Annotated in this window: 25 protein-coding genes; 19 read left to right on the top strand and 6 right to left on the bottom strand. The window is 54.7% G+C overall.

Translation table 11 applies throughout. The features are described from left to right. The first annotated feature begins 43 nt into the window (after positions 1-43). From HIJ39_RS07770 to HIJ39_RS07820, 11 genes are all read left to right on the top strand, one after another. Complete coding sequence (locus HIJ39_RS07770; protein ID WP_169098377.1) at positions 44-1,519, top strand: FAD-dependent oxidoreductase; 1,476 nt, start codon at positions 44-46, stop codon at positions 1,517-1,519. After that, positions 1,506-2,672, top strand: coding sequence for an FAD-binding protein (locus HIJ39_RS07775; protein WP_169098379.1), 1,167 nt, complete (start codon positions 1,506-1,508; stop codon positions 2,670-2,672). Before HIJ39_RS07770 ends, HIJ39_RS07775 begins: the two co-directional genes overlap by 14 nt. A 2-nt stretch (positions 2,673-2,674) precedes the next feature. Further along, the gene (locus tag HIJ39_RS07780; RefSeq protein WP_243239427.1) at positions 2,675-3,847 is read left to right on the top strand and encodes a heterodisulfide reductase-related iron-sulfur binding cluster; all 1,173 of its coding nucleotides are present in this window, start codon (positions 2,675-2,677) and stop codon (positions 3,845-3,847) included. Position 3,848: 1 nt separating this feature from the next. Next, positions 3,849-4,436 carry a glycerol-3-phosphate responsive antiterminator gene (locus tag HIJ39_RS07785; protein WP_207711538.1) on the top strand — a complete coding sequence of 196 codons (588 nt, stop codon included), beginning with the start codon at positions 3,849-3,851 and terminating at the stop codon, positions 4,434-4,436. Next, the gene (locus HIJ39_RS07790; RefSeq protein ID WP_169098381.1) at positions 4,433-4,693 is read left to right on the top strand and encodes an HPr family phosphocarrier protein; all 261 of its coding nucleotides are present in this window, start codon (positions 4,433-4,435) and stop codon (positions 4,691-4,693) included. The genes HIJ39_RS07785 and HIJ39_RS07790 overlap by 4 nt, the downstream gene beginning before the upstream one ends. Before the next feature lie 145 nt (positions 4,694-4,838). Then, positions 4,839-5,735, top strand: a complete 897-nt coding sequence (locus tag HIJ39_RS07795) for an MIP/aquaporin family protein (RefSeq protein ID WP_169098424.1) — start codon at positions 4,839-4,841, stop codon at positions 5,733-5,735. A gap of 26 nt (positions 5,736-5,761) precedes the next feature. Then, positions 5,762-7,279 (top strand): glycerol kinase GlpK, encoded by a 1,518-nt coding sequence (gene glpK / locus HIJ39_RS07800; protein ID WP_169098383.1) that lies wholly within the window; start codon positions 5,762-5,764, stop codon positions 7,277-7,279. Continuing rightward, the gene (gene dhaK / locus HIJ39_RS07805; protein WP_169098385.1) at positions 7,276-8,286 is read left to right on the top strand and encodes a dihydroxyacetone kinase subunit DhaK; all 1,011 of its coding nucleotides are present in this window, start codon (positions 7,276-7,278) and stop codon (positions 8,284-8,286) included. The genes glpK and dhaK overlap by 4 nt, the downstream gene beginning before the upstream one ends. Next, positions 8,279-8,875: a dihydroxyacetone kinase subunit DhaL gene (dhaL, locus tag HIJ39_RS07810; RefSeq protein WP_169098387.1), complete on the top strand. Its 597-nt coding sequence runs from the start codon at positions 8,279-8,281 to the stop codon at positions 8,873-8,875. The genes dhaK and dhaL overlap by 8 nt, the downstream gene beginning before the upstream one ends. Continuing rightward, entirely contained in the window at positions 8,872-9,252 is a 381-nt protein-coding gene (locus HIJ39_RS07815; protein ID WP_169098389.1) for a PTS sugar transporter subunit IIA domain-containing protein, read from the top strand. Before dhaL ends, HIJ39_RS07815 begins: the two co-directional genes overlap by 4 nt. A 39-nt stretch (positions 9,253-9,291) precedes the next feature. After that, positions 9,292-10,407 (top strand): PucR family transcriptional regulator, encoded by a 1,116-nt coding sequence (locus HIJ39_RS07820; protein ID WP_169098391.1) that lies wholly within the window; start codon positions 9,292-9,294, stop codon positions 10,405-10,407. Between the two features lie 35 nt (positions 10,408-10,442). On the opposite strand, the gene HIJ39_RS07825 is transcribed toward HIJ39_RS07820, so the two are convergent. Both HIJ39_RS07825 and HIJ39_RS25125 read right to left on the bottom strand, forming a co-directional pair. Further along, positions 10,443-11,576 (bottom strand): glutathione-independent formaldehyde dehydrogenase, encoded by a 1,134-nt coding sequence (locus HIJ39_RS07825; protein ID WP_169098393.1) that lies wholly within the window; start codon positions 11,574-11,576, stop codon positions 10,443-10,445. A gap of 423 nt (positions 11,577-11,999) precedes the next feature. Further along, complete coding sequence (locus HIJ39_RS25125) at positions 12,000-13,184, bottom strand: MFS transporter (RefSeq protein ID WP_420824566.1); 1,185 nt, start codon at positions 13,182-13,184, stop codon at positions 12,000-12,002. A 235-nt stretch (positions 13,185-13,419) separates the two neighbouring features. On the opposite strand from HIJ39_RS25125, the gene HIJ39_RS07835 reads away from it, so the two are divergent. The 8 genes from HIJ39_RS07835 (at position 13,420) to HIJ39_RS07870 (ending at position 22,271) form a co-directional block, all read left to right on the top strand. Then, positions 13,420-14,154 carry a UTRA domain-containing protein gene (locus HIJ39_RS07835; protein WP_169098397.1) on the top strand — a complete coding sequence of 245 codons (735 nt, stop codon included), beginning with the start codon at positions 13,420-13,422 and terminating at the stop codon, positions 14,152-14,154. 146 nt (positions 14,155-14,300) lie between these two features. After that, entirely contained in the window at positions 14,301-15,971 is a 1,671-nt protein-coding gene (locus tag HIJ39_RS07840; protein ID WP_169098399.1) for an ABC transporter substrate-binding protein, read from the top strand. Positions 15,972-16,024: 53 nt separating this feature from the next. Then, positions 16,025-17,002, top strand: a complete 978-nt coding sequence (locus HIJ39_RS07845) for an ABC transporter permease (RefSeq protein ID WP_169098401.1) — start codon at positions 16,025-16,027, stop codon at positions 17,000-17,002. A 16-nt stretch (positions 17,003-17,018) separates the two neighbouring features. Beyond that, positions 17,019-17,972: an ABC transporter permease gene (locus tag HIJ39_RS07850; protein WP_169098403.1), complete on the top strand. Its 954-nt coding sequence runs from the start codon at positions 17,019-17,021 to the stop codon at positions 17,970-17,972. Continuing rightward, complete coding sequence (locus tag HIJ39_RS07855) at positions 17,969-18,946, top strand: ABC transporter ATP-binding protein (RefSeq protein ID WP_169098405.1); 978 nt, start codon at positions 17,969-17,971, stop codon at positions 18,944-18,946. The genes HIJ39_RS07850 and HIJ39_RS07855 overlap by 4 nt, the downstream gene beginning before the upstream one ends. Then, entirely contained in the window at positions 18,936-19,940 is a 1,005-nt protein-coding gene (locus tag HIJ39_RS07860) for an oligopeptide/dipeptide ABC transporter ATP-binding protein (RefSeq protein WP_207711539.1), read from the top strand. Before HIJ39_RS07855 ends, HIJ39_RS07860 begins: the two co-directional genes overlap by 11 nt. Beyond that, positions 19,933-20,859 (top strand): carbohydrate kinase family protein, encoded by a 927-nt coding sequence (locus tag HIJ39_RS07865; protein WP_169098407.1) that lies wholly within the window; start codon positions 19,933-19,935, stop codon positions 20,857-20,859. The genes HIJ39_RS07860 and HIJ39_RS07865 overlap by 8 nt, the downstream gene beginning before the upstream one ends. A gap of 50 nt (positions 20,860-20,909) precedes the next feature. Next, a complete protein-coding gene (locus HIJ39_RS07870; RefSeq protein ID WP_169098409.1) occupies positions 20,910-22,271 on the top strand; it encodes a family 4 glycosyl hydrolase in 1,362 nt (453 codons plus the stop codon). A 596-nt stretch (positions 22,272-22,867) separates the two neighbouring features. Here HIJ39_RS07870 and HIJ39_RS07875 read toward each other — a convergent pair. The 4 genes from HIJ39_RS07875 to HIJ39_RS25135 form a co-directional block, all read right to left on the bottom strand. Further along, entirely contained in the window at positions 22,868-23,764 is an 897-nt protein-coding gene (locus HIJ39_RS07875) for a dihydrodipicolinate synthase family protein (RefSeq protein ID WP_169098411.1), read from the bottom strand. 35 nt (positions 23,765-23,799) lie between these two features. Continuing rightward, positions 23,800-25,137 (bottom strand): MFS transporter, encoded by a 1,338-nt coding sequence (locus HIJ39_RS07880; RefSeq protein ID WP_207711540.1) that lies wholly within the window; start codon positions 25,135-25,137, stop codon positions 23,800-23,802. A gap of 548 nt (positions 25,138-25,685) precedes the next feature. After that, positions 25,686-25,787 (bottom strand): FCD domain-containing protein, encoded by a 102-nt coding sequence (locus HIJ39_RS25130; protein WP_169098412.1) that lies wholly within the window; start codon positions 25,785-25,787, stop codon positions 25,686-25,688. A gap of 8 nt (positions 25,788-25,795) precedes the next feature. Continuing rightward, complete coding sequence (locus tag HIJ39_RS25135) at positions 25,796-25,966, bottom strand: GntR family transcriptional regulator (RefSeq protein ID WP_420824567.1); 171 nt, start codon at positions 25,964-25,966, stop codon at positions 25,796-25,798. Positions 25,967-26,637: the final 671 nt, after the last annotated feature.

A 26,637-nucleotide genomic window follows, 5' to 3' on the forward strand; every position in this document is an offset into this window, starting at 1 on the left:
CAACGCGTCTGCGTTGCGGGGTTTTTTATTTGGAGGGTTACGAATGGTTGTTGTTGTGGGGGGCGGCGCGTCAGGCTTGGGCACGGCGTGGGACCTCCTCTTGCGCGGCATTCCCGTGACCGTGGTGGAGGCGGAAGATATCGGGCGAGGCACCTCTGGTCGCTTTCACGGTCTACTCCACAGCGGTGGGCGCTATGTGGTGTCCGATCCCCGTTCTGCTCGGGAATGCCGCGAAGAAAATGACATCTTGCGGCGCATCGCTCCGTCCGCTATTGAGCCGACCGGCGGCTACTTTGTCGGCGTCGGAGATCAAGACACCAGCTATATCGACGAGTGGTTAAAAGGGGCAGATCAGGCTGGGATTCCCGTACGCCCGGTCTCACGGAAAGAATTAGAGGAAAAGGTGCCAGGCATCCGACGCGAATCCCATGCGGCATACTTCGTGCCGGACGGCGTATTGGAGGGCTTCACCCTCTTAACCTTGCTGAAAGATAATATTGAAAAAGCAGGAGGAACCATTTTACCGAACACGCGCCTTGAGGCCGTCCGGCATACAAACGGCCGGGTTTCAGGGGTTTCCGTCAGCACGCGGAACGGGGTTCTCGACATCAATTGCAATGTCGTGGTGAATGCGGCCGGCCCTTGGGCGAGCGACGTGGCGCATCTCTTCGACGACGGATTTTCGATGCAGCGTGCCGCGGGTATGATGCTCATCTTTGCAAACCGCATGGTGCCCCAAGTAGTGAACCGATTGGCGCCGCCGGGCGATGGTGATATCTTTGTGCCTCATGGCGAAACCGTCATTCTCGGCACCACCGATGTACCTCAGGATAGTCCGGAAGCACCGGTGCCGACACGCGCCGAGGCCCGTCGGCTGCTGGCGTTGGGAAGCGAGTTGTTCCCCGCTATTGAAAGTTGGCGGGTTCTGCGCGCGTTTTGCGGTGTGCGCCCACTCTTTCAGAAAGACGTCCGGGACGTCAAATCGCGCTATGTCAGCCGCGACTTCAGCGTCATAGACCATGGTGCCCGACATGGGCTGGAAGGCGCATTCTCGCTGGTGGGCGGCAAGTGGACGACGTATCGTTTGATGGCTGAAAGCGTGGGTGACGAGGTGTGTATGTACTTGGGGGTTGACACCGCGTCAATCACGGCATCGACCGCGCTGTCTCCAGTAAATCGGCCAGGGCCCGCGGGCGGCCCTTTGGTGTGCGAGTGCGAGGGTGTCACCCGCGATTCGCTGGCGTCGCGCATGGACTGGTCCGTCGATGATTGGCGGACCGGGACTTGGTTTGCCATGGGGCCGTGTCAAGGAACCATGTGTGCACACCGCGCGATCGCCCTGAGAACCCCGCGGTATGGCCCCGAACACACTTTGGGGGAGTTGGCCCGTCTTCGAGAAGAGCGGGACAAAGGGATGTGGCCGGTGGCTTGGGGAGACAACGCGCGAGAGGCCGTGTTCAATCGCGCCGTTCGATTCCAAACGCTGGCCGAGGAGGCAGGGAGCGATGAATGGGAGTGACGTGGTCATTATTGGGCGAGGACCAGCCGGATTGCTCATGGCTACCCTGGTGGCAGAATCTGGCGGTCGCGCTATGATTGTGGCAGATGGGCAAGGTTCACTGCCGCTGTGGGGCGGTCAGTTTGACTTTCGCAATTACAACGACGAGGGCAAGCCACTGAAGGATCCCTTTGCCTGGTGGACTCGTCAACCTGACCATCCCGGGGGAACCGTCTCGGGCGCCGAGTGGAATGGCTGGTGGGATCATTTACGTCAATTGTGGCACCGTATCGGCATCCCGACCACACCCCGCGTTCCGCGGAAAAACACGGTGCTGCTGACGCCGTTGGGACGGCTTCGTCCGACCTTCTTGGCGCCCCAATGGCACTTTACCCAGTCAAGGGCGGGTCCGGTCACGCTGGTCAGCATCCCCGGGCTCATGGATTTTCAAGCGACGGCTGCCGCGCAGCATTACCAGGTGGAGACTGGGCAGGCGGCAAATGTCATCGAAATTTCGACGCCACCGTCTTGGCACGCGAGATGGCAGCCGCTGCAGTGGGCATGGTTTTTGGACAGCATGGAAGGACGACGGTGGATGCTCCAAGAGCTCCGTCGCGTGCGCCTCGAACCGGACCGCCCACTCCTCTTTCCGCAGATGCTCGGTGTGGAGGAGGTTGAGCCGTTGATGCAATCGATAGCGGAAGTGACGGGGCGATTCGTTGGGGAGGTCCCGCTGTTGCCTCCGGCAATTGGTGGCCTTCGGATTCAACGGCGTTGGGAGCGGTGGCTAAAGCGTCAGGGGGTAAGGTTTGTCAGCGGTCGGGCCTCCGAGATTTCACGCCGCAACGTGCTGGTGTTGACCAATGGCCGTCGTATTCCTGCGGGCCACCTGGTTTTAGCGACGGGCGGCGTGCTCGGAGGCGGTATCCGGGTTTGCCCTGATGGCCACTTGGAACATTCTGTGACTGGCTTGGAAATCGGTAGCGTATCAACCCTATCGGACTTAGGGCGGGCAGGATTCGCCCAAACCGACAATGTGCCGATCGCGGTGGGTCGGGAAGTCGGGGACTGTGACCCGGATCGCCACGGGGACGGCGGAGCCGTGATTTTATGGACAGTCCACCAAGCGTACCAAGCCCTTGCGCACCATGACGCGCAGGCGGAGGAGCGATGACGATGGCGCAAGAGATGTGGGAGCATTTTGATGCGTGTCTAAAATGCACGCTTTGTGTGAGCCAATGTCCGGTGATGTCGGTGAATCCCGACTTTCCCGGGCCCAAGGCGCTGGGGCCGGAATGGTCGCGGACAGCGCACCAACACGATATGGCGCCCATGGAGCATGTGGATGACTGTACCTTTTGCCAAATTTGCGAGTCGGCCTGCCCGGTCGACGTACCGATTGCCCATCTCATCGCTGACCATAAAGCCAAAGTCACGCGTGATTGGCGAAGACGGGTGCGGGATGGATTGCTTGCCCGACCACACTTAGCGGCCCGTACCGCCGTAATCGGTGATGTTCCGGGTCCGCTGCGACGTCTAGCGGGCATTTCTCCGGGGGTTCGCCTCCCACGCCGTCGGCCCAGTGCGGTGACCGGATTGGGCGAGCCGCTGGGGTTGCCGCGCGGCAAAGTGGGCTTGTTTCTCGACTGCTACACCAAAGGCTATGATCCGGGGCTGGGGCGGCAAGCGTCAGAGCTTTTGCGCCTTTGGGGATTTGAGGTGGTGGCGCTGCCCGCGCACAGCGGCTGCTGCGGCGCAGCCGCGTACGCGTCCGGTAATCCATCATTGGCACGGACGAACGGTCGCCGCCTCAAGGGCATCATGGAGCCGGCCCTTTCGAAACTTGATATGGTGATTACGCTGAACGCGACGTGCGATGGGACGTTGCGCGATGAATGGCCCAAATATTATGGGTTATCTTTTGATGTCCCGGTGGTTCCGTTCGATGAGGCCGCCATGGAGGCCCCCAAGGAATTTTGGGACCGACTTCGGACCGTGTCCGATGATCCCGTTCTTCTCACCCATACGACCTGCCGGGGAAAAGTCGCGCGCGGCGATGGCCAGTTGTATTCGCTGGCAGAGCGAGCCGGCTATACCGGCGCCACACCGGCTGAAGCGCTTTGTTGCGGGGCCGCGGGTTCGTATGCGTTCAAGGTGGAGCATGAGAAAACCGCAGGTCGGCTGGGGGGAGCCTTGGCAAAAGAGGTTCAGCGAGTGCGCGCTCAAGGGGTGATGACGGACAGTGGAACCTGTGCCATTCATATTGAGCAGGAAAGCGGCGTCACAGCGCGTCATCCCGCCTTTTGGCTATACACGCGCTATGTAAAGTACATCGAGGAGGCCAACTAAGATGGCACACCATCCGCTGGAGATTCCGACTATCATACCCGCTATTCGCGATCCAGACGAATGGACCGCGTTGCCCCCGCCGCTATCCTCTCCCCGTTGGGTCTTCATTCTTGGCGGCACGCCTGATGCGCTGGCGGAGGCTACCGGGCTTTTGCACCGCCAGGGGTGGCGTGTCTTCGTGCACGTGGATATGATGCGGGGCATCACGACGGATTTAGAGGGACTTCGGTTTTTAACCGAGTTTGTCGACCCTGACGGGATTATTAGCACGCACTCTCCGGCTATTATTCATGCCAAGCGCATTGGCCTTGTGGCCATTCAGCGGATTTTTCTACTCGACAGCCAGTCCGTTGACACGGGGATCCAACAAGCGCAATCGACGCGTCCCGACGCGGTGGAAGTGTTGCCCGGCATCCTGCCGCGAGTCACGGCCCGTGTTGTCCGCGAAGCCCATTGTCCGGTGATTGCCGGGGGACTGGTGACAACCATCCAGGAGGTTGAGGTCATGAAAAGGGCGGGTGTGCGCGGATTGTCTACCAGTGCTCAATCGTTGTGGCTCGATGCCCGCTCGGAGGGGGTTAAACCATGATTCGTCGTTATCGCATTCGGGATTCCTTGGGCGTACACGCCCGGCCCGCCGCGAAGCTGGTCAAAGCCTTGGCGTCAATCCCGGGCAGCGTCGTTATTGAATACGACGGCCGACGGGTCAATGCCAAGAGCATTCTTGAGGTGATGAGTCTCGGGATACGGGGCGGAGAGTCGTTTGCATTGGAGTGCGAGGCGGACCAAATCGACGCATTGGATCGGGTCGACGTCGAATTGTTGGACATTCTGTCGAGTGAATAAAAATTCACATAAGTTAGAACGGGCAGGGAAATGCGCCTACCGTGGAGAATGAGAAAGATACCACACAGGAGACACGGAGAGTTGCAGCTGTTGGCTGAGCTCTCCGTGTCTATTTCTTTTCAGCGAGGAGGTTGTTAACGTGGCAATGCGAACTGCCCGTGGGAAAACCGGATGGCGTGCGACCACATGGGGGGAACTGCTGTCTGAGTTTCTAGGCACCTTTGTTTTGCTGTCATTCGGGGATGGGGTCGTGGCCGTGGCGGTGGTGGGCCTCACCATGTCGGGCCGGACGTCGGTGATTTTCCAAGGTGCGGGAGGTTGGCTTCTCATCACCTGGGGCTGGGCCTTGGCGGTAGCGATGGGTGTCTACGTCGCAGGCGGGGTGTCGGGCGCCCATATGAATCCTGCAGTGACCTTCGCCATGGCCCTGAAGGGGGACCTGCCATGGAAAAAGGTTGTTCCGTACTGGCTTGCCCAAGTGGTCGGGGCATTTGCTGGGGCTGCGCTTGTTTATTTAGATTATTATCATGCCATCAATGCATGGAACCTCGCCCATCACGTGGCAACCCGCGCATCGGCGGGGGGACTCACGACGTTTAGCATCTTTGCAACATTTCCCGCTCAATATTTTCACGGCAATATGCTGGGGCCATTTTTGGACCAGGTGATTGGCACGTTCTTCCTAGTACTCTTTGTGCTGGGCATAACCGATGCGAAGAACAGCGGCGTAAAAAGCAACTTGGGCGGATTTATGGTGGGCATGGCTGTGGCGGCCATTGGCATGTCCTTTGGCGTGGACGCCGGATATGCAATTAATCCGGCCCGTGATTTTGGCCCTCGACTGTTTACCTGGCTGGCTGGATGGGGGACTAATGCCTTTCCCGGGCCGTCGGGCTATTGGTGGGTGCCCATTTTGGGACCATTGGTCGGCGGCGGTATCGCACCATTTATTTACCAGTGGTTTATCGCGAAAACCTTGGAACGACGGCAGGCGACAGACGTCCGTTCGGCTCAAGCCCACGATCCGGCCGCTTCGGAGTGATTCACGCGACGAGAAAGGAGAAGTCCATGAGCAACGAATACATTTTAGCGTTGGACCAGGGCACGACCAGTTCGCGGGCTATTTTGTTTGACGTCAATGGCCAACCGGTGGCCGTTGGCCAGCGCGAGTTCACCCAGTACTACCCCAAGCCGGGATGGGTTGAACATGACCCGGAGGAAATTTGGTTTTCTCAGTGGTCGGCCATTCAAGACTGTTTGAAAAACGCCAAAGTCGATGCCGGCCAAATTAAAGCGATTGGCATCACGAACCAGCGGGAAACGACGATTATGTGGGACAAGGAAACAGGAAAGGCCGTCCACAACGCGATCGTTTGGCAGTGCCGGCGCACCGCGGAATATTGCGACCGGCTGCGCGAGCAGGGATACCAAGAAGTTTTTCAACAAAAGACGGGATTGATTTTGGACGCCTATTTCTCCGGTACCAAAGTGGCATGGCTTTTGGACCAGGTATCCGGACTTCGAGAGCGGGCGGAGCGGGGCGAGATTTGCTTCGGCACGGTGGATAGTTGGCTGATTTATAAGCTGACGGGCGGCCAAACTCACGTGACGGACTATTCCAATGCCTCAAGAACAATGATGTTCAACATCCATTCGCTGCAATGGGATCCGGAGCTCTTACAGATTCTCAATATCCCCGAGTCCGTTTGCCCTCAGGTCGTAGACTCCTCGGCAGTGGTAGCCCACACCACCATCGATTTATTCGGTCGGGAGATCCCGATAGCGGGCATCGCCGGTGATCAGCAGGCGGCCTTATTTGGGCAGGGATGCTATTCGCCGGGGATGGCGAAAAACACCTATGGAACCGGATCCTTTCTCCTCATGAACACCGGAAAGGAACCTGTGCCGTCGAAAAATGGACTGGTGACCACGATCGCGTGGGGCATCGACGGACAAGTGGAGTATGCGCTTGAGGGATCGCTCTTTGTTTCAGGCGCGGTGGTCCAGTGGCTTCGCGACGAACTGAGGATTATCGGGCAGGCCGCGGAGACGGAGGCATTGGCACTCTCGGTTCCCGATACAGGCGACGTCTACCTGGTGCCCGCCTTCGTCGGGTTAGGAGCGCCGTATTGGGACAGCTACGCGCGCGGGACCATTGTGGGCATTACGCGCGGCACCAATCGAGCCCACCTTTCCCGCGCGGCGTTGGAATCGATTGCCTACCAAACGCGCGACGTCTTGAGTGCCATGATCCAAGACAGCGGCAAAACGGTGGACGTGTTGCGGGTAGACGGCGGGGCCATCAACAATGCGTTTCTTGCCCAGTTTCAGGCGGACATTTTGGGTTGTCGCGTGGAACGGCCCGCGGTGACTGAGACGACGGCCATGGGCGCCGCGTTTTTAGCGGGACTTGCGGTCGGGCTCTGGCCTGACCGGGATGCGCTGTCCAAGACCCTGGCAGTGGAGGCGACCTTCTCCCCTCAAATTAGTGAGGCCGATCGCGACGCATTGTACGGGCGCTGGCAGCAGGCGGTCGAACGTTCGCGGGACTGGGTTCAGCGGGAAGGGGGGGGCCGGCCAAGATGAAAAAGGTGGTCAATCGCGTTGAGGATGTCGTGGACGAGGCCTTGGACGGGATGGCCTTGGCGTTCCCCGCTTATGTGCGCCGGATTCCCAATACCAATGTCTTGGCGCGGGCTGTGCCCAAGAAAGGCGGACGCGTCGGGCTGGTGTCCGGCGGCGGATCCGGCCACGAGCCCGCGCACGGCGGATATGTAGGGTACGGGATGCTGGATGCAGCGGTAGCCGGCGAGGTCTTTACTTCACCGACCCCCGACCAAGTGCTCGAAGGGATTCGAGCGGCCAACCACGGTGCCGGAGTTCTCCTCATCGTCAAGAACTATACCGGAGATGTGATGAACTTTGATATTGCGCGTGAGCTGGCCGAGGCAGAAGGCATCGAAGTGGCCTCCGTGACGGTCGATGACGATGTTGCCGTTCAGGATTCCCTTTACACGACCGGGCGGAGAGGCATTGCCGGCACGATCTATGTGCATAAGATTGCAGGCGCCCTTGCCGAACGGGGCGCCTCGCTGGCCGAGGTCAAAGCCGTTGCGGAATCGGTCATTTCTCGGGTCCGCTCGATGGGGTTTGCACTCACGCCGTGCACAGTTCCCGCCAATGGCACGCCAACTTTTACGCTTGAGGAAAATGAACTGGAGATGGGCATCGGGATTCACGGGGAGCCTGGCATCCAGCGTGAATCGGTCCGTCAAGCTGATGAGTTAGCCGAGTCCATGCTGGACCGCCTGTCGTCGGATTTGGACCTTAATTCGCCGGCGAGGCTTGCGGCAATGATTAATGGGATGGGCGGCACGCCCATGCTTGAACTGGCCATTTTAGCCCGAAAAGTGGCGCACTGGAGTCAGGACAAGGGTCATGACCTTCGCCGCATTTGGATGGGAGAATATATGACCTCGCTTGAGATGCAGGGCGCTTCGCTGACCCTTCTGAGTCTAGATGACAGGCTTCAAGAACTGTTGGATGCTCCTTCAGACACGCCGGCATTAAGGCAGGGGGTGGCGCATGACTGAATCGGACTTCGTTGCACTGTGGCGCGCTTTTTATGACAAGGTAACCGCCAAGCGCGATGAATTGAATCAGTTGGATGCGGCTATTGGTGATGGCGACCATGGGACCAATCTGGCCCGGGGTCTTGGCCGCGTCGTCGAGGAGCTGAAGCCTTCGGGATCGCTGCGGGCATCGTGTCGAATGGTGGGCATGCGGCTTTTGAGCACCGTGGGAGGAGCGTCAGGGGCCCTTTGGGGATCGGCCCTGGTGAGCGCTTCCACCGTGTTGCCGGACGAAGCGCAGATGAATCATGAAACAGCCTTGGCAGCGTTGAGCCGGGGCATTGACCAAATGAGGGCGCGGGGGAAGGCCGAGGTCGGAGACAAGACGATGATGGATGTCTGGATTCCGGCCGTCACGGCGTTAGAGAGCGGAGCCCCGGTGGGCGACGTCGCTGCTCAGGCTATGTCATCGGCCGAAGCAACCCGGCCTCTTCAGGCCAGACGGGGACGCGCGGCATACCTAGGAAGCCGCAGCATTGGCCATGTCGATCCCGGGTCTCTCTCGACCGCGCTTTGGTGGGAGGCGCTAGCCGAGGTGGTCGACTCGTGATCGCACTTCTTCTCGTGTCGCACTTGGACCGGGTGGCCGCGGCGGTGCGTGACTTAATCACAGAGCTTGCAGGTGCGGATGTGGTGGTCGGCACGGCGGGCGGCACTTCCGGTTTTGGGGTGGATCTGGCCACCATTGAAGCCGAGATACGCCGCCTTTCCGATAGAGGAGCGACCCATATCGTGGCTCTCGGGGATATGGGAAGTTCAGTGATTTTGCTGGAAGAATCCGCTTGTGGCGCCGATGTCCCAATCGAGGTGGTGGATGCACCGTTTCTGGAAGGTGCGGTGGCCTCAGCCATGGTGCTTGCAACCGGGGGCGGCGCCAGTGAAGCGAGAACGGCAGCTGAGGCCGCTTACGACCTGAGAAAGCGCTGATGGTCATAGAGGATGGTCCTTTTGGGTGGAGGGATGGCATTGTCGCGACGTTGGCATGAACCAGACACCAACCCGACGTACTGGGAACCGCTGATCCGCGAAGCGGAAATGCGCGGAAAGCGTCTCCTCGGGCACCTTCACGAGGTGGTCGCAGAGTGGGAACGTCAGGTCCCGGGCAGTGCGGTTATCATGGATGCGTGGCGGGTTCCGCTCCCCGGCCAGCGCAGTCGTCCGGGACCGGGGCTTCGGTATCAAAATCCGATTGAGCGGCTGGACGAGCGAATTGGCGTTGTTGTATCCGATTGTGATCTTCAACATATTCTAAGCCATCCCAAACTTGATGCGTTGATTTTGCGGCTCGAGATGGTGTTGACGGAGCTCCGGGAGTGGGCGGAAATTGAAGCGGAACGACGCGGTGAGAAGCTGAGACTCGTTGAGGACAGGGGAATTACGCCAGACGTTGAGCGTCTTCTGACGCTTTGCCATTTTCCCATACAGGACCATCCTCTTGAAATGCAAGCTTATGAAGTCGCGGCTACACCGTTTCAACGAATGGATGTTTTGAGGCGATTCATCATCAGCCGCACATGGCGGTATACTGGGGCCTTTCCTTGGATCGCCTTTACGCCAAACGGGGTAATCCGTATCACAACGGTCGCTTCTGAACGGTCAACGCGTGAAGATGCCGAAACCATGCTGCGCCATTGGGAGGAGCTCAATCCGGACACACCGATCCGGGTCTATCGCACCATGCTTGCCGATTGGACCAGGCTTCCCGAAGGATTGCAAGAGGTGTACGCCACGATGGGATTTGCGGAAAGTGCCGGAATTGAGGGATTGATTAATGACCGCATCGAGGGACGTTGGGCGTATCTCTTTGGCGGGTTGCCGCCGGAGCGCATCGATTCGGTCGTGCGCCACATATTGGGGCCCTTAATGCGGCCCGAGTCCAAAGGGCTCCTCGATACGCTAATGAGCTATTTGGAACATGATCAGTCTATTGCTCGGACAGCCGAAGCGATGTACGTACATCCGAACACGGTGCTGTATCGAATTCGTCGGGTGGAGAATCTTCTAGGCATCGACCTTAGACGAACTGACAACCTGACCCAAGTATTTTTGGCCGTTAAGCTCTACCAACTGTTTTTTCACTGACCTCAGGCAAAAGCGGGGCTCGCGCCCCGCTTCCATTACGCGTTGGGATGAATCAGCACTTTGGTATAGCCTTCCACCCGCTTGTCGAACTTCTGATAGGCCGCGGGCGCTTCGTCCAGTGCGATTTCATGCGAGACCACAAAGCTAGGACGAGCCTTTCCCGCTATAATCATGTCCCGGAGATAGCGGTTGTAGCTCTTGACATTGCACTGGCCCGTTCCCATCTTGAGGCCTTTTTCGAAGAACTTACCCACCGGAAACGAGAGGAATCCTTCTTTGGCCTGGGGATCGGCGCCCCCTGGGTCGGATGGCACGTAGAGTCCGGGAACCCCCAATCCGCCGGTTGGCCGTACCACCCGAACCATCGAGACGAGTACCGTGTTGGGCACCTCTCGCCCGTTTTGGACAGCCTGGTATCCTACGGCGTCGACCGCCCGGTCGACCATCGCACCGTGCCGGTAGTCAAGAATCTGATCGACAGCGTCCGCTTTATCGAAGTTGATGGGGATGGCGCCGATTGACCGAGCCTTTTCCAGTCGCTCAGCGACACGGTCAACAACGTACACCTCCGATGCTCCACGCAGGACGGCGCTGTAGGCGGCCATGAGGCCGACTGGACCACCGCCAAATACGGCGACAGATTCTCCCGGTTGGAATCCGGAGAGCGTCACGCCGTGCCATCCGGTAGGAAAGATATCGGCCAGCAAGGCGAAGTCGGACTCGTTCTCTTCCCCTTGAGGCAGGCCTAAGGCGTTAAAGTCCGCCCACGGCACACGAAGGTATTGCGCTTGCCCGCCCGGATACGGCCCCATCGCTACATAGCCGTACGCCCCGCCGGCGAATCCGGGGTTCACCTCCGTGCAGAAACCCGTAAATCCCGCTTCACAGTTTTGACAGTGGCCGCAGCCGATGTTAAATGGCATGACGACGCGGTCGCCAACTTTCAGGCGGCTTACGGCGGATCCCACCTCAACAATCACACCCATATTCTCGTGCCCGAAGATGATGCCGGGCTCTGCTGCGGTGCGGCCTTCATACATATGGAGGTCTGATCCACAAATACAGGTCGTCGTGATTTTCACGATGGCGTCAGCGGGGTGCTGGATTTTGGGCTCTGGCACTTCCTCGACGGCCACCTCAAACGGTCCGTGGTATACAACAGCCTTCATAACGTCCCCTCCTTAAGGGTCGGTAATATAAGTTGAGAGCTTGCAGCGAAAATCAATTGGACACTTCACGAAGGCCTCAAAGGACTCCTGTGGGATATACCAGAATTTGTTATGCGCAATAAAAGGCACTCAATGTTTTTGTGTTGAACCATAAAGTTACTAGGCAGGTTCGGCCTTGGGTGGGAGATAGACCATCCTGTTTAAACTACTGCGCAGGTTGAACCAGTCGAGGTTCCAACTGGTTGGCACCCGAAGAGAACACGTGAGGATTCCTTAAATTAGGTGACTTGCAAGGATGGCATTATGCCAGGGAACACAGTTGGATTCCCAAACGACAGACAAGTGAGGCGGGTTCTTAAGGTTGTCAGGATTGTATGAAGATGCAACGGGGGAGGTTGGGGGGCGGGCTAGTCAGAAGTTGGATTACATGTAGCCTTTCTCACTCGTAGAATGCCGGCGATTATCCCGGGCGCGAAGCATACGTAATACTAAGGAAATTGTGAAAAGCCCTATCCATATGAGCGAAGCTACACCAACTAATAGTATCAATGTATCGTGTATAGAGAGACGGTCCATTTCGTATCCGAAAGTCGCCGGAAATATCGCATTTCCGAGTCCTGACATCATTAGAATGGCGCTAGTAATGCTCTGCGTTTGACCCGGAAATGTGTGATTCGCGTACACGAGAAACAACGAATAGATCGCTGCCATACCTAATCCGAGCGTTGCTACCAGAAGGAAGCCAATCCCGGATGACCGTACATTGGCCAAAATAGCTAAGGAAGCGACCGTGGCTGATACGGACACCCAAAGATACTGGTCATATCGGAGATGCTGGGCAACCCAGTGGATGCCAAGCCGACCTAGGACCATAAAGGCCCAAAATGTGCTTGAGGTAAGGGTAGCCGCGACGGCGGTCGCTTTGAACCCGGCTAGAAAGAGTGCCGGTAGGAAATTGTTGATGCTACCTTCTAATCCCACGTATATGACAGTCGTGAAAAGAAACGACGATAAAACTAATATCTTGGTGCTTCTTTGGAGGAAGCGCGGTGGGTTAGACATGGGAGCATCACGTTGAGTGGCGGTCTCGCTTGAGGGTTCGGGCATCGTGATGCGGAACCAGCAGAAGGCGAGGGATAAACTTAAAAGGCCAGTTGCCAAAAAGGATAATTGCCAATGCCCTAACAGTATTAGAGTGCCCGTAAGAGCGGGCAAAGTCAGTGCTCCCAGACCAAAAGATGCTTCTAACCGACTCATGTATATAGCTTGCTGTTGAGGAAAGGTCTCAAGAATGGAAGGCGCAACAAGTGTTTCGAGGGCCCCGACACCCAGACCATTACATATCACGACCAGGTAAATCCATCTAAATTGCGGAAGAGTCAATAAGGCGCCCTGCGCCACGGCGATGGTCAGTCCTGATAGCGCCAACACCTTAGGTCGAGGTAACAGGTTAGCAAGACGTGTCGATAGAGGGACCCCGATTATGAACCCTATTGCTTGGACCAATACAATACGTCCTCCGGCAGCATATGTGGCCCGATAGTGTTGGAGGAATTCTGGCATGACGGCGCCTAAGAGAACCGCCGAAACGCCAGAAAGGAAGAACATGCCATAGGATGCCCATGAAAATCTCCTCAATAGGCTCTAACCCCCTACCTTCTATCATCGCACAAGACGAGGTTATACGTTTTAATGGATGACATCATGGTCTGAGGGGGTAGGCCATGGACGTCAAATTGGGTTCCTAGTCTGTGGTCTATAGCCGTCGTCCCAAAGTTGTTGATTGTATAGATAACATTGTCTATTCTGGGGATCGTAGCAGATGATAGAACGGAGGTTCTCCGTGAATACCTTGGATGAGCAGACCCTGCGTTATATTCCAAAGTACTATCGAATCCGGCAGGATTTGTTAGAAAAAATTCGAGACGGCCGTTTTCCGGCCGGGTCATCAATTCCGTCCGAAACGGAACTCTGTGCGATATATGGTGTGTCACGCGGAACCATTCGCCGGGCTCTGGACGAATTAGACCGAAGCGGACTCATCGAAAGAGCGCCCGGACGATCGACCACGGTGTGCACTCCTAAAATTCCTTTGTTGGCCAGCGGATTCCGGTCCGACATTGCAAACAAAGGGCTGAGACCGGGAACTGAAGTCCTGTCTATCACGGCAGCCGAACCGCCTTGGGACGTGGCGCGCCTATTAGGAATTCCAGGGGGGAGAACTGTCGACATTATTGAGCGGGTTATTAGTGCGAACGATACACCACTGGTCGTGGAGACAGTATTCATTCGAAGTCTTAAAGAGGCGATCGTTGAATCTGAAGTGAAAAGCAATTCGTTGCTTACATTAATTCCAGTAAAAAGCCGTGCAATACTATCCCGGGCTGTGGAAACATATGAACCGATCATATTGGCTGCAGAAGACGCAACCTTGTTGGGTTGCAGCCAGGGTGACCTAGCAATCAGGGACCAAGCCGTGCTGTACGATGGCGATGGCTGTCCCTTGTACGTTTCGATTGCTATTGTTCGCGGGGACAGAGCGAAAATTGTGACCGAAGCGACGTTCTCGGTAATTTAAATTATATTCCAAGTAGTCATATGCGGAAATGAATAGTCGGATGATTATAGTTATAGACATTTAAACGTATTGACAAGGTATTCCCTATGGATTTAATTTAACATGAATGTTGGTTCTTGTCTTAACGTTGGGAATGGAGGGTAAAGATGAAAAAGGGTATCCGTGGCTTAGCGGTGGCAGGAGGCGTTGTAACTTCTGCGTTGCTGTTAGCCGGGTGTGGAAGCTCTGGTAGCCCAGCCTCAGCAGGATCATCGAGCAACACGGCAACGTTCGTGGAGGCACCTAATAGTCCATTTGTGGACAACTTCAACCCGTGGTCGCCGTCGAATGCCATGATATCGAGTGCCTTTAGCGAAATCTATGAGCCCTTGTTGTACTTCAACACCTATACGGGTACAATCACGGGAAAGCTGGCAACCTCGTATAGCTATTCCAACAACCACCAAACAATCACGTTCACCTTGAGAAAAGGCGTGAAGTGGTCTGATGGCCAACCATTTACCTCCAACGATGTGGTCTTCACCTTTGACATGATTTTGAAAAATCCCAGTATCGATCTAAACGGATTGTCGAATATTATCCAATCCGTGTCGGCCAAAGGAAAATACACCGTTGTAATCAATCTCAAGAGCCCCAATGAGGCCGACTTATATTGGATTGCGGGAGACACACCCATAGTGCCCGAACACATTTGGAGCAAGGTCTCCAACCCGGCCAGCTACACGGACACTAATCCAGTGACAACCGGGCCATTTCTCCTCAAATCCTTTTCCACGTCGTTAATTGTCTTGAAAAAGAATCCGCATTATTGGAACCCGGGTGAACCGCATATTGATACCCTCAAGATTCCCCTGTACTTGTCGAACAACAGCGCGAGTTTAGCTATGGTCAAGGGCGATTTCTCGATCGCAACCCAGTTTGTTCCTAGCATCAAGACGACATTGTTAAGCCGGGATCCGCAACACTACTTTGACTGGTTCCCGCCCATTTCCGAAAACGTTCTGTTCACCAATGATGCAGTATATCCGTTCAGCAGTGTCACTTTTCGGCGCGCATTGAGCTATGCGATTAATCGGAAAGCCATTACATCCCGGGGCGAGTATAACTACGAAACCCCAGCGAATGCGACGGGGTTGCCTGAATCCAAGGCGGATCAGCCGGTAATCGATCAATCGATTGTAAGTCAAAATCCCATGACTTACGATCCTTCGAAAGCGAGAGCAATTCTGAAGAAAGCCGGATATACCTGGAATTCCAAGAATCAGTTGATTGACCCGAAAGGGCAACCGGTATCGGCTAACATTATTGCCGAGTCAGGCGCGACCGACTGGGTGTCCGATGCGCAAATCATTGCAAAAGAACTCGATAACTTCGGCATTAATGCGACTGTTCAGACGCCGTCGCCGTCCACGTTTCTCTCCGACTTGTCGAACGGCAATTTCCAGCTCGGAGTATACTTTACGACATACGGTCCCGGTCCCTACTTCGAATACAATACGCTCTTAAACAGCTCGTTTTCGGCTCCAATCGGCCATTCGGCCACGAGCAACTATGAGCGATGGATTAACCCCCAGACTAACGCGCTTCTTCAGCAGTACACGCAGGAGTTTACGCAATCGGCTCAGCAAGCAACGCTCGACAAAATCGAACAAATCATGGCGAAAGATCTTCCGGTTATTCCGTTGATGGATTTTCCTGCGTGGGAGCAATACAACAACACGGATTTTACAGGATTTCCGAGCGCACACAACCAATATGCAGCAATGGCGTCACCCATTGACAACATGTACGTTGAAGCGCAACTGCGGAAGCGATAAACGCGAGAAGCCAGGCGGCGTTGAACCGCCTGGCTTCATCTGGAGGGAAAGCCATGAAGTATTTGCTCCGTAAGGTGGTTTTCTACATTGTCGCATTGTGGGTAGCTGTGACACTAAACTTTCTAATGCCTCGGATTATGCCCGGCAACCCGGTCGAGATTATGGTGGCCAAATTTCGCGGCCGCATTAACCCTCAGGCCATTCACGCTTTTACACAGGCGTTTGGGCTAAACAACCATGTTAGTCTCGTTCAACAATACGGCATATATCTGGGGCAATTGGTCCACGGCAATCTGGGTATTTCATTAGCCATGTATCCCGAACCAGTGTCCCGGGTGTTGGCTCAGGCATTTCCCTGGACCCTCTTGCTAATGGGTGTGTCTACCGTAATTAGCTTTGTCGTTGGATCACTATTAGGAGTTCTGGCTACATGGCGGCGTGGAGGGATTCTCGACCTTGTAGCGCCGACTGTCTCTACGTTTACGGCTGCCTTTCCCTATTTTTGGCTAGCCCTCATTTTTCTTTATATCTTGGCGTTTAGACTCCCGTTGTTTCCGTTGGCGCATGCGTATTCGGGCGGCAACGCTAGTTGGAGTCCGTCGAATTGGGGCGACATTCTCTATCATGCGGCTCTCCCGGGTTTGACCATTGTGGTTAGCTCCATTGGCGGGTGGCTCTTAAGCATGCGGAATAACATGATCACTACGATGGGACAGGATTACATTACCACGGCACGCGCCAAGGGATTGAAACCTCGTCGCATCATGTTTCGATATGCAGCACGAAACGCGATTTTGCCAAACATGACTGGGTTTGCCATGTCCTTGGGCTTTGTGTTGAGCGGAGCACTGTTGACCGAGGTGGTGTTTTCCTATCCCGGTTTGGGGTACACACTCTATCAAGCAGTTCAGGCTGATGACTACCCCCTAATGCAAGGGACTTTGCTATTGATCGCCGTTGGGGTCTTGTTGGCCAACTTTCTTGTAGATATCTTGTATGTTCGGTTGGACCCGCGGGCGCAAAATCAATAGTTGGAGGTAAGCCCTGATGATCACAACACCGACTGCAACGACTCCGAACACGGTTCCGGGTGGACGAATGAAGCGGTTTCGACAGTTTTTGTCGGACCCCAAGGCCGCCGTGGGAATTGGCATTGTAGTCCTGTTCGTGCTGATTGCCATTTTTGCTCCGGTATTAACGCATGTTTCACCGACCGATCAGAATTTCACTCCGTCTCAACCACCTAGCCTACATCACTTGTTCGGTACCACTGACCAAGGCCAGGATGTCTTTAGCCAATTTGTCTGGGGAACGCGGGCGTCCTTGGTGACTGGAGCGTTGGCGGGTGGTTTTGCGACCATCCTGGCAATGCTGATAGGAATGTTGTCCGGGTACATCGGAGGATGGGTAGATGAGGCACTTCAGTTACTAGTCAACGTCTTTTTGGTCATACCGGGCCTTCCCCTCATGATTGTACTGGCCGCGTATATCACCTTGGGCGGGAATCTACCGATCATTATTGTTGTAGCTGTCACGGGTTGGGCTTGGGGCGCACGTGTGCTCCGATCGCAGGTACTGGCGATGCGATCCTTGCAGTTCGTGGAAGCGGCGGACATGGCTGGGCAATCAAAGTTTCGCATCGTGTTTCAGGAGATTCTCCCCAATATGACTTCGTTGGTGTTTGCGAATTTCCTATTTACCGTGGTCTATGCGATTTTATCGGCCGCATCATTGGAGTTCTTAGGGTTGGGTAACTTGAACCAAGTTAGTTGGGGCTCCATGCTGTATTGGTCCAACAACGACGGCGCTATCCTGACTGGGTCATGGTGGTGGTTTGTTCCTCCGGGACTCGCAATTGCGATTTTAGGTGCAGGATTAGCCTTGCTTAACTATTCTATCGACGAGTCTACAAACCCGAGATTGAGGGCATTCCGGGTAGGACGGCTGGTGAAGAAGCAGGGCAAAAACCTGCAGACGGGTGGTAAAGGGGTTAGCCTATGAGCAACGTGTTGTGCCAAATTGACCACGTCAGTGTCACGTATCATGGAGACGTCGACGTAAGAGCGGTTCAGGACGTCTCGTTGACTATCGGAGAAGGAGAGATTGTGGGACTCGCAGGGGAGTCGGGATGCGGGAAATCTACTCTTGCAATGGCCCTTGCACAGTTGTTGCCTGATAATGCCTTTGTTAGCGACGGTCGGATTTTGTTCAAGGGGCAGGACATCTTACGCCTTTCGGGGGAGGAACTTCGACAATTTCGCTGGGATCAAGTGTCCTTGGTATCCCAGTCGGCCATGAATTCACTCAATCCGGTCTTGACTGTTGGCGAGCAAATTGAGGATGCGATTTGGAGTCATCAAGGAAAGCGATCGGTCGAAACCCGACAACGTGCACGGGAGTTGTTGCGGTTAGTCGAGGTTGATCCCGATCGAGTTAGCAGTTATCCGCATCAACTGTCTGGTGGTATGCGTCAGCGCGCGATGATCGCTATGGCCTTGGCGTTGGACCCCAAGCTTATTATCATGGACGAACCCACGACGGCCCTCGACGTGGTGGTTCAGGAGCAAATCATCCAGCAAATCAAGGACCTGCAGAGAAAACTAGGGTTCTCTGTCCTATTCATTACCCACGATATGTCGTTGCTGTTGTCGATCGCAGACCGCATTGCCATTATGTATGCTGGGCAATTGGTGGAACAGGGATCCTCCGACGACCTGTTGGTCTCACCGGCTCATCCTTACACACAAGGACTCATTGATGCATTCCCCTCAGTGTTTGAAAGCCGTGAACTAGTGGGGATTGGCGGTTCGCCACCGTCAATGGCACATCCTCCTTCGGGATGCCGTTTCCACGAACGGTGTCCGAAACGGCTTTCTAAATGCGATAGCCAGGAACCGGGAATGATCGGTGTTGGCGCGGCTCATCACGCGAAATGCCACTTGCTGGAGAAGGGGGCGGTTCCAAGTGAGTCGTGACAATAATCCAGTATTACAGGTCATGAATTTGCATAAGGTATTTAATTCCGGTGTTCGAGGCGTGGGCGGCATCCGTGCTGTCTCGGATGTCACCTTTACCCTCCAACGACGGTCGGTGGTCGCGATTGTCGGAGAAAGTGGTAGTGGAAAATCCACCGTTGCCCGACTTATAGCAGGTCTTCTTCCGCCAACATCTGGCCAAATTTGGCTTGATGGGCAACGTGTGCCACAGCGTATGGCATTTCATCAAAAGCGACAGCATCGCAAAAATGTCCAGATGATCTTTCAAGATCCGTTCAGTGCGCTGAACCCCTATTATACAGTCAGATATCATCTTGAACGTTCTTTACGGAATTTGGTCCAGGTACCCAAGGCCGAAATCAAGGCCCGCGCTAGCGAAGCCTTGGAAAGCGTGGGACTAACTCCAGCTAGCGACTATTTAGATAAGAGGCCTCACGAGTTGTCGGGAGGCCAGCGTCAGCGACTTGTGGCTGCTCAGGCCCTCATAGTAGAACCGAAAGTTATTTTGGCAGATGAGCCGACTTCGATGCTGGATGTTTCTATCCGCATCGGGATCTTAAATTTGATGAAGCGTTTAAAGGACGAAAATGAGTTGTCCTTTGTTTTTATTACACACGATCTGGCCAGCGCACGATACATTTCGGATTATATTTTGGTGATGTACGCTGGGCGGGTGATCGAGTATGGCAAGACAGATGATGTGATCGATGAGCCAACGCATCCGTATACCCGCATGTTACTTGCGGCGGTCCCCGATCCGAAACGACTTCGGGGTGAGCGGAACGAGCGGATCCCTCTTGTGGGCGAGCCGCCCAATTTGTCGCAGTTGCCGAGTGGATGCCACTTTCATCCCCGATGTCCTTATGCGATGCCGGAATGTCGCGAAGTGATGCCGGTGGATCACATGTTGACCCCGGATCATAAGGTGGCCTGTCATTTAGTCAAGTCCCAGGAGGCGGCAGCTAATGTATGACCTCATTGTGTATGGAATTGCGTTTGCAGATATGGTTTATGCGGATATACCCCATCTGCCCGAGCCGGGAGAGGAGGTGTACGCAGGGTCGTTTGCCTTCGCGGGTGGAGCAGCATACATCACGGCGGTGGCAGCGGCAAGACTTGGACTCAAGGTCGCGCTGATCGCTCCATTTGGCAACGATGCGATTTCCCGGCTATTGGAGGAAATGCTGGCTCGGGAAGGAGTCGACACCGGCCTCTTATTTCGCGCTGAGCGGCCAGTTTATAGTATCACGGTAGCGATCAACCACGGTGGGGATCGGGCGTTTTTGTCCTACCAAGAGGGCATGGATGTTGAGGGGTTGTCGCTCCATGCGGTCCACGCGCTTGAACAGGTCAACGCGAAGTGGGTGCATCTAGGGGCGGGCCATCGGACGGCCGAGGTGGCCCGGGTGGCGAAGCGTCAGGGCATGAGCATTTCCATGGACGTCGGTTGGGATGAGGCGTGGCTTAAGAGCGAGGAATTAAAGAGCGTGATCGCCTTGGCGGACTTGTTCATGCCAAATCTCAAAGAAGCCCAAGCGATTACGGGGTCAATGGAGGCAACCCGTGCAGCGGAGCAGCTTGGGTCGATTATACCCTTTGTCGTCGTAAAGTTGGGACCTGAGGGTGCACTCTTGAAGCTGCGATCAGCGGTGCCGCAGGTAGTAGAGGCTCCCCGTGTTGACCGGGTTCGCGATACCACCGGTGCTGGCGACAACTTTGCTTCGGGAATGCTATACGGGTTAATTCGGGGGATGGACGCCTCGGAGGCGGTTCGTGTGGGAAACTTTTGTGGCAGTGAATCGACCAAGGGCTTGGGTGGCAATGGCACGTCACCATCGCTTGAAGCGCTCAAGGATTGGCTGAGCGTACAGGAAAGCGGGGCGACGCGATGACATAGTTGGCGCTGACCCGAAATCCACACTCGAAACGGAGGCGAATTGTCGTGCAACTAACCATTCTTGGCGGAGGTGGGCTCCGAACCCCATTGTTTATCAACGGATTGGCCCATGCAAACGAACGTCAAATGTTTGACCGTGTTGTACTGTTCGATAACGATACGGAGCGCATCGAACTTTTGGGTCGTCTGAACCAATATATTGTTGAACAAGCAGGACAACCGTTTGAGCTAGTCTATACAGACAACACAAAAGAGGCCTTTGCGGGCACGGATTTTGTGTTTGCGGCGATACGGGTGGGTCAAGACCGAAGTCGGGTAATCGATGAACGAGTAGCGCTGAAATACGACGTGATTGGCCAGGAAACTACGGGCCCCGGCGGTTTTGCGATGGCCTTGCGCACCATTCCGGTTATGATTGAGTACGGGAAGGCTTTAAAGCAATATGCTCCTGATGCATGGTTCATGAACTTCACGAATCCGGCTGGGATTATTACACAGGCATTGTCTACGGTCGACATCAAGGCAGTGGGGATTTGCGATTCCCCCTCGGGGATGAAGCGGCGGTTAGCGACCTTCTTAGGTAAAGACAACCGCGACGTGGAAGTCTCGTATTTTGGGCTAAATCACTTGGGATGGATTTCCCGCGTTTTGGTCGACGGCAAGGATCAGATGCCCTACATCATAGACCATTACGAGGAACTCAGTGCTAACGATGCCGAATTCGGGTGTTTCGACCCTGAACTCGTCCGAGGTCTTGGACTGTTGCCGAGTGAGTACCTATATTATTACTACTCCAATCGCGAGGCCGTACGGAACATCGTATCCTCAGGACAGACCCGAGGCGAGCAAATTGAGGCGCTTAACAATGCGTTGATGATTCAGTTGCGTGAGTTGATGCCAAAGAAACAATATGCGTCGGCACTGGACGCATATACCCGCACTATTGGCACGCGGCATCAAACGTATATGCAACGCGAGTTCGAAGGTCGGGTAGAGGGGCGCGAAGATCGCGCAGGAGAACAGGTGTTTTCGGGAGGATACGAAGAAGTGGCGCTGGGGATTATCAGTGCGGTACTTCAACGGGACATGGCACAATTGATCTTGAACGTGCCGAATAACGGGGCCATTGGGGGTATTTCGGCGGGCGATGTCGTGGAAGTTCCAACGATGGTGACCAATAATCAACTAAGGCCGTTGGCTGTAGGGCCTCTTCCACCAAGTGTCGCGGGATTAGTCGAATCGGTCAAGCAATACGAGCGACAAACAGTGGCGGCTGCGACCGAGGGCGATTACCGTCTTGCGCTGGATGCATTGGCCGGTCACCCGTTGGTTCCGTCGTTCGCCACTGCAAAGAAAATACTAGATGATTACCTCCGAGAACACGGAGACTTTCTGCCGCAATTTTGAGTCCGCACTGCGGTGGGGAACCGGATTCCCCCAGACGACAGCGACGATGAACTGAATCCGGCTATTTCAACGGATTAGTAGAAAGAGGCCTACCTTCGCAAGTCGGGGTGGGCTTTTTCGAGTTCGTAATCCGTATTATCTTGCATTAATTAAGGGGAATCTGATGAGTAACGTGGCACCGGATTAGATGGAAAACGCGCCAGTTTGACGATCGGCCCAGTATTACATGACGCCCAGTATGAGTCGGGAAGGCAACTGTTGGGATAATGCGTGTATCGAATCCTGGCACAGCCACCTTAAAAAGGTTTTATCGGGAACACTGGCCCACACGGGCGGCGGTGGAATGGGCGATCTTTGAGTCCCATCCTTGGGGGCGGTCAAAGACTCTGGCCGGCCGGGAGGAGCGGTCAAGGTCGGCGTAACCGCCCGAAGGGTAGCCTTGACCCGGGAACCCCCCGGTGGCAATTCTCTCGTTCCAGAGGATGGGGACCGTTTAAATGGTTTTGCATTGCCCCGAATTTCAGATGTCTGTGCACTTGACTCAAGTCTAAACACTTTACACCCTTGGCCTGCGCGATTCAGTGTTGTCGACGATGTTAGATGGGACGGCTCTCGATTTTTTGTAAGCGCTCGCGAACCAATTCTAATAATGGGCGTGGTGCGGGTGACCCGGGAAACAACGGATCACCGACTGACACACCGATGAGTTCCATGGCCACCCTAAGCACTTGGATATACGCTACGCTTCCCTGTCCTGCTGCATAGCACTCGATCATCGACCGGATGTGATTGCGAAATTCCGTTGTCTCGTCAAGATTTTCGTTTTTGAGTGCCGCCCACCATCGGGAGTACAACTCCGGCAACACGTTCGCGAGGCCAGGAACGATCCCGACTGCGTTGGGCACTTCGCGCAATACAGTCGGATCGTCCGCTCCGAGTATTACTGGAAAAGGATTAGTCAGTTGGCTTAGCGCTTGGTTCAGCGTGCTACGATCTTCTGAGGAATCTTTCATCCCGATGATGTTTTCCGTTTGAGATAGTTCTTTCATAACGGAACGTGTATCCACACCGGTACGTTGCGGAATATTGTAGACAATGACGGGTAGAGGACTTTCTCTCGCCAATGTCGCATAGTACCGAATTACTTCTTCATCCGTTAAGGGAAAGTACCCCGGCACAACTGAGGCGATGTAGTCAGCACCAACGTTGCTTGCCCACTCCATTCGCATACGGACACTCGGTAGCGAGTTGTGAGATACATTTACAACGGTTGTAGCGGTTCGGCCGACCTCACTGACGGCAACCTGGACCAGGATGCGCCACTGATCGTCAGAGAGATACGGAAATTCTCCCGTTGTGCCAGCAATCATGACGCCTTGACAGCCACTGTCCAAAATATAACGGACAAGCTGTGTGACGCCTTCTACCGCAATCTCGCCTTCTTTAGTAGTCGGCGTTAACATTGGACAGATGATTCCGCTGAGGTCTCTCACTAAACACCTCCTGGTTGGCACGATGTGGGTCTTTTCTATATATGATTAGCAGCGCGTGTCAAAGGAACCTCAAGTCCCTCGCCCGATATTGGTTTGCGAACCAAAATGGCATACACCAGAGCCGAAGCTACCGCCACTAGAGCTCCCACAATTAAGGCTGATACGAATGATCCGCCGCTTGCTGCAACCAATAACCCTGTGACCACTGGAGCAAGCGAAGCTCCAAAATATCCGCCAAAGTTTTGCATTCCTCCCAACGATGCCACATAATTCGGCGGTGCAACGGCGGTCGGCAATGCCCAGGCTGTGGCACTCGATATGTTGCCGAAGAATTCCGCGAGAGATATAAAGACTACTGCCCAGACTGCACTGTGTACTAACGCAGCCGGAACCGTGAATACGGCCATTCCGAAGAGCCCTGCGACCAATGGGTACTTGCGGCTGGCGATCGGACTCACGCCTCGCTTCGCAAACCAATCTGACACAAGCCCTCCGACGATTGAACCGACAAAGCCTAAGGCGAAGGGAATGCTCGACAACAAGCCTGTAGCTGCAATGCTTTCGTGGCGAGCCAACTCGAGATATCCCGGAAGCCAGGTGATGTATAGCCATAAAAGATAAACCGTTCCGAAGAACCCGAAGATCATACCCCAGGTTTCTTTATACCGGAACATGCGCAGCCACTGAATGAATCGGACTTGACTTGTTTCCTGGGTATCTCCCTTGCGGAGCTCAATCTGGTCGACCGTGTCAATTTGAGTCTCTTGAGGATTGCGATACACAAAATACCAAATTGCCGCCACGATAAAGCCCAGCACGGCCATCACGATAAACATACCGCGCCATCCGATTCCGAGCATGATTGCTGTTAAGATCGGCGAGGCTATGGCTGGACCTAGAGTGGATGCGGAGTTAAAGATTCCGATGGGGCGACCTCGCTCTCGGACTTTATGCCAACTGTTTACACTACGAGCCCCACCAGGCCACACAGGCGCTTCCCCAATTCCTAAGAAGATGCGAGCGAAAATAAATTGGCCCAACCCGACTACGAATCCTGAAGCTGCCTGTGCTAATGACCAAATTGTCATTCCTACTGCAATCAAGCGTCGGGGGCCGACACGGTCTACGAAGCCGCCAGCCGGCAATTGGGCCAACGCGTAGCTCCACGAGAAAGCCGAGAGCAATACACCCATCTGCGCAACGGATAAGTGTAAGCTACTACGTATCAAGGGGTTGCCGATGGACAGGGTGCTCCGGTCCATATAGTCAATTGTGCCGATAAGCAATAATAGGAGTGTTACCGTCCATTGACCACGCTTAAGAAGGGACAGAGACCGAGACCGACCGGTCTGGGAGGAGACATTGGCCGCCAAATGGATCGCCTCTTTCAGAAGTCATATTTAAATTGGCAGAAGAACTTCCCATACACCGAACTGTGGTAATTTAACGCAATGAGTGTTTCGTCGCGTTAACCTACTGGCGTGTTGTTGTTAGACATCTAAATCAAATAGTGGCGTGATGAATTCACGTAAGTTATGGCAAGCGTGGTAAGATATCACAAAGGCAGTATGAGACATCATCGAATATTGTGTCAATGCAGGAAGGTAAATATAGGCAAAAAATTAGGAGCATCGCAAGCATCTGCGACGAGACGGCGTGGTGTGTTGCTCCCGGGTTGACGGATCCGCTCGTGGTGCAGATGTAGAGGGGGCCACTTCAGCCTAAAGCCTGCTCATAGACGGATGACCGGTCCTCAGGTATAAGGTTCGTCCGAAATGACATTGGGCTATATCAGAAAGTAACCAGCGAATAGAAGATGTGCTCGCGTCGGGCGGGACAGGTCTGCTTTCTGTTGCGTTGGATGACATAAGCCGGTGGGGCTTTAACCAGGACTTGCAAGATATGGTTGGAATCGGGCCAACTAATTGTCCGAATGTTGCGATATCGCTTGGCGGGCGGCGTTGGCATCTCGGGCACGGAGTGCTTCGATAATGACGGAATGCTCGATGCACCCCTCGGACATGCCAATAACTAGCTCAAAAGCCGTGCAACCATGAATCCGCGGTTGGGCCGATAAAAGACGCGCCGTTCACTGGCTAGTTGAAAAAGGGATTCGCGTACTACGCTGATGCTGCAGCCTAGTTCCCGCGAGAGTTGATCGATCAAGAGCTTTTTTCCCGGCGGCAGTTGGTGGTCAAGGATTTTTTTGTTTTAGATGTTCGTAAACCTGTTGATTTAGCACGGGTACCTGAACGGCCTTGGCGGTCGTGGGCCGTCGCCTTGCTGGCTAGGTCTTGTGGCTTGTCAAGGTGCAGATTATACCAAAAAGCATTGACTAATCATGGCAGGCTTTGTAAAATGCGGCAAAGTTCCCAAACACAGGAAAAAATTATCGATCGGTAAAAGTGGACACGACGCGATGCCGCGCGATATAAGGAGGTGCTGGCGATTAGCGGTGCTGATTTGGCTAAGGAACAGGACGCTCGAACACTAGGCTCGGATCCGTTGGTTCAATTAATTCATGTTACTAAGCGCTTCGGTCACACCGACTACTGCGCCTCCACCAGCAAGTACAGGTTTTGCCTGATGATGAGCCCGCTAAATATCATCGGCGGCGCAGGTTCGCCGGTCAATCCATTAGCCTTGCTTTAGTTTAGGAACGGACGACTGAATACCGATACATGGTGCTGCTGACCGGCATGCTGAGACAACGAAGCCAGTTGCTAATAAGCCTGCGTTGCGCCACCCTCTTGACGAATGACTCACATCGGTCGTTTCCGTGTTGCCTACAAATCTCTAGGAGCCTTTTCATTTAATCCGAACCCGCACGGCGCGCGGGTTTGACGCATTGGACGCTGCGATTTTCCTACACT

Source organism: Sulfobacillus harzensis (assembly GCF_012933365.1).
Classification (GTDB): Bacteria; Bacillota; Sulfobacillia; order Sulfobacillales; family Sulfobacillaceae; genus Sulfobacillus_B; species Sulfobacillus_B harzensis.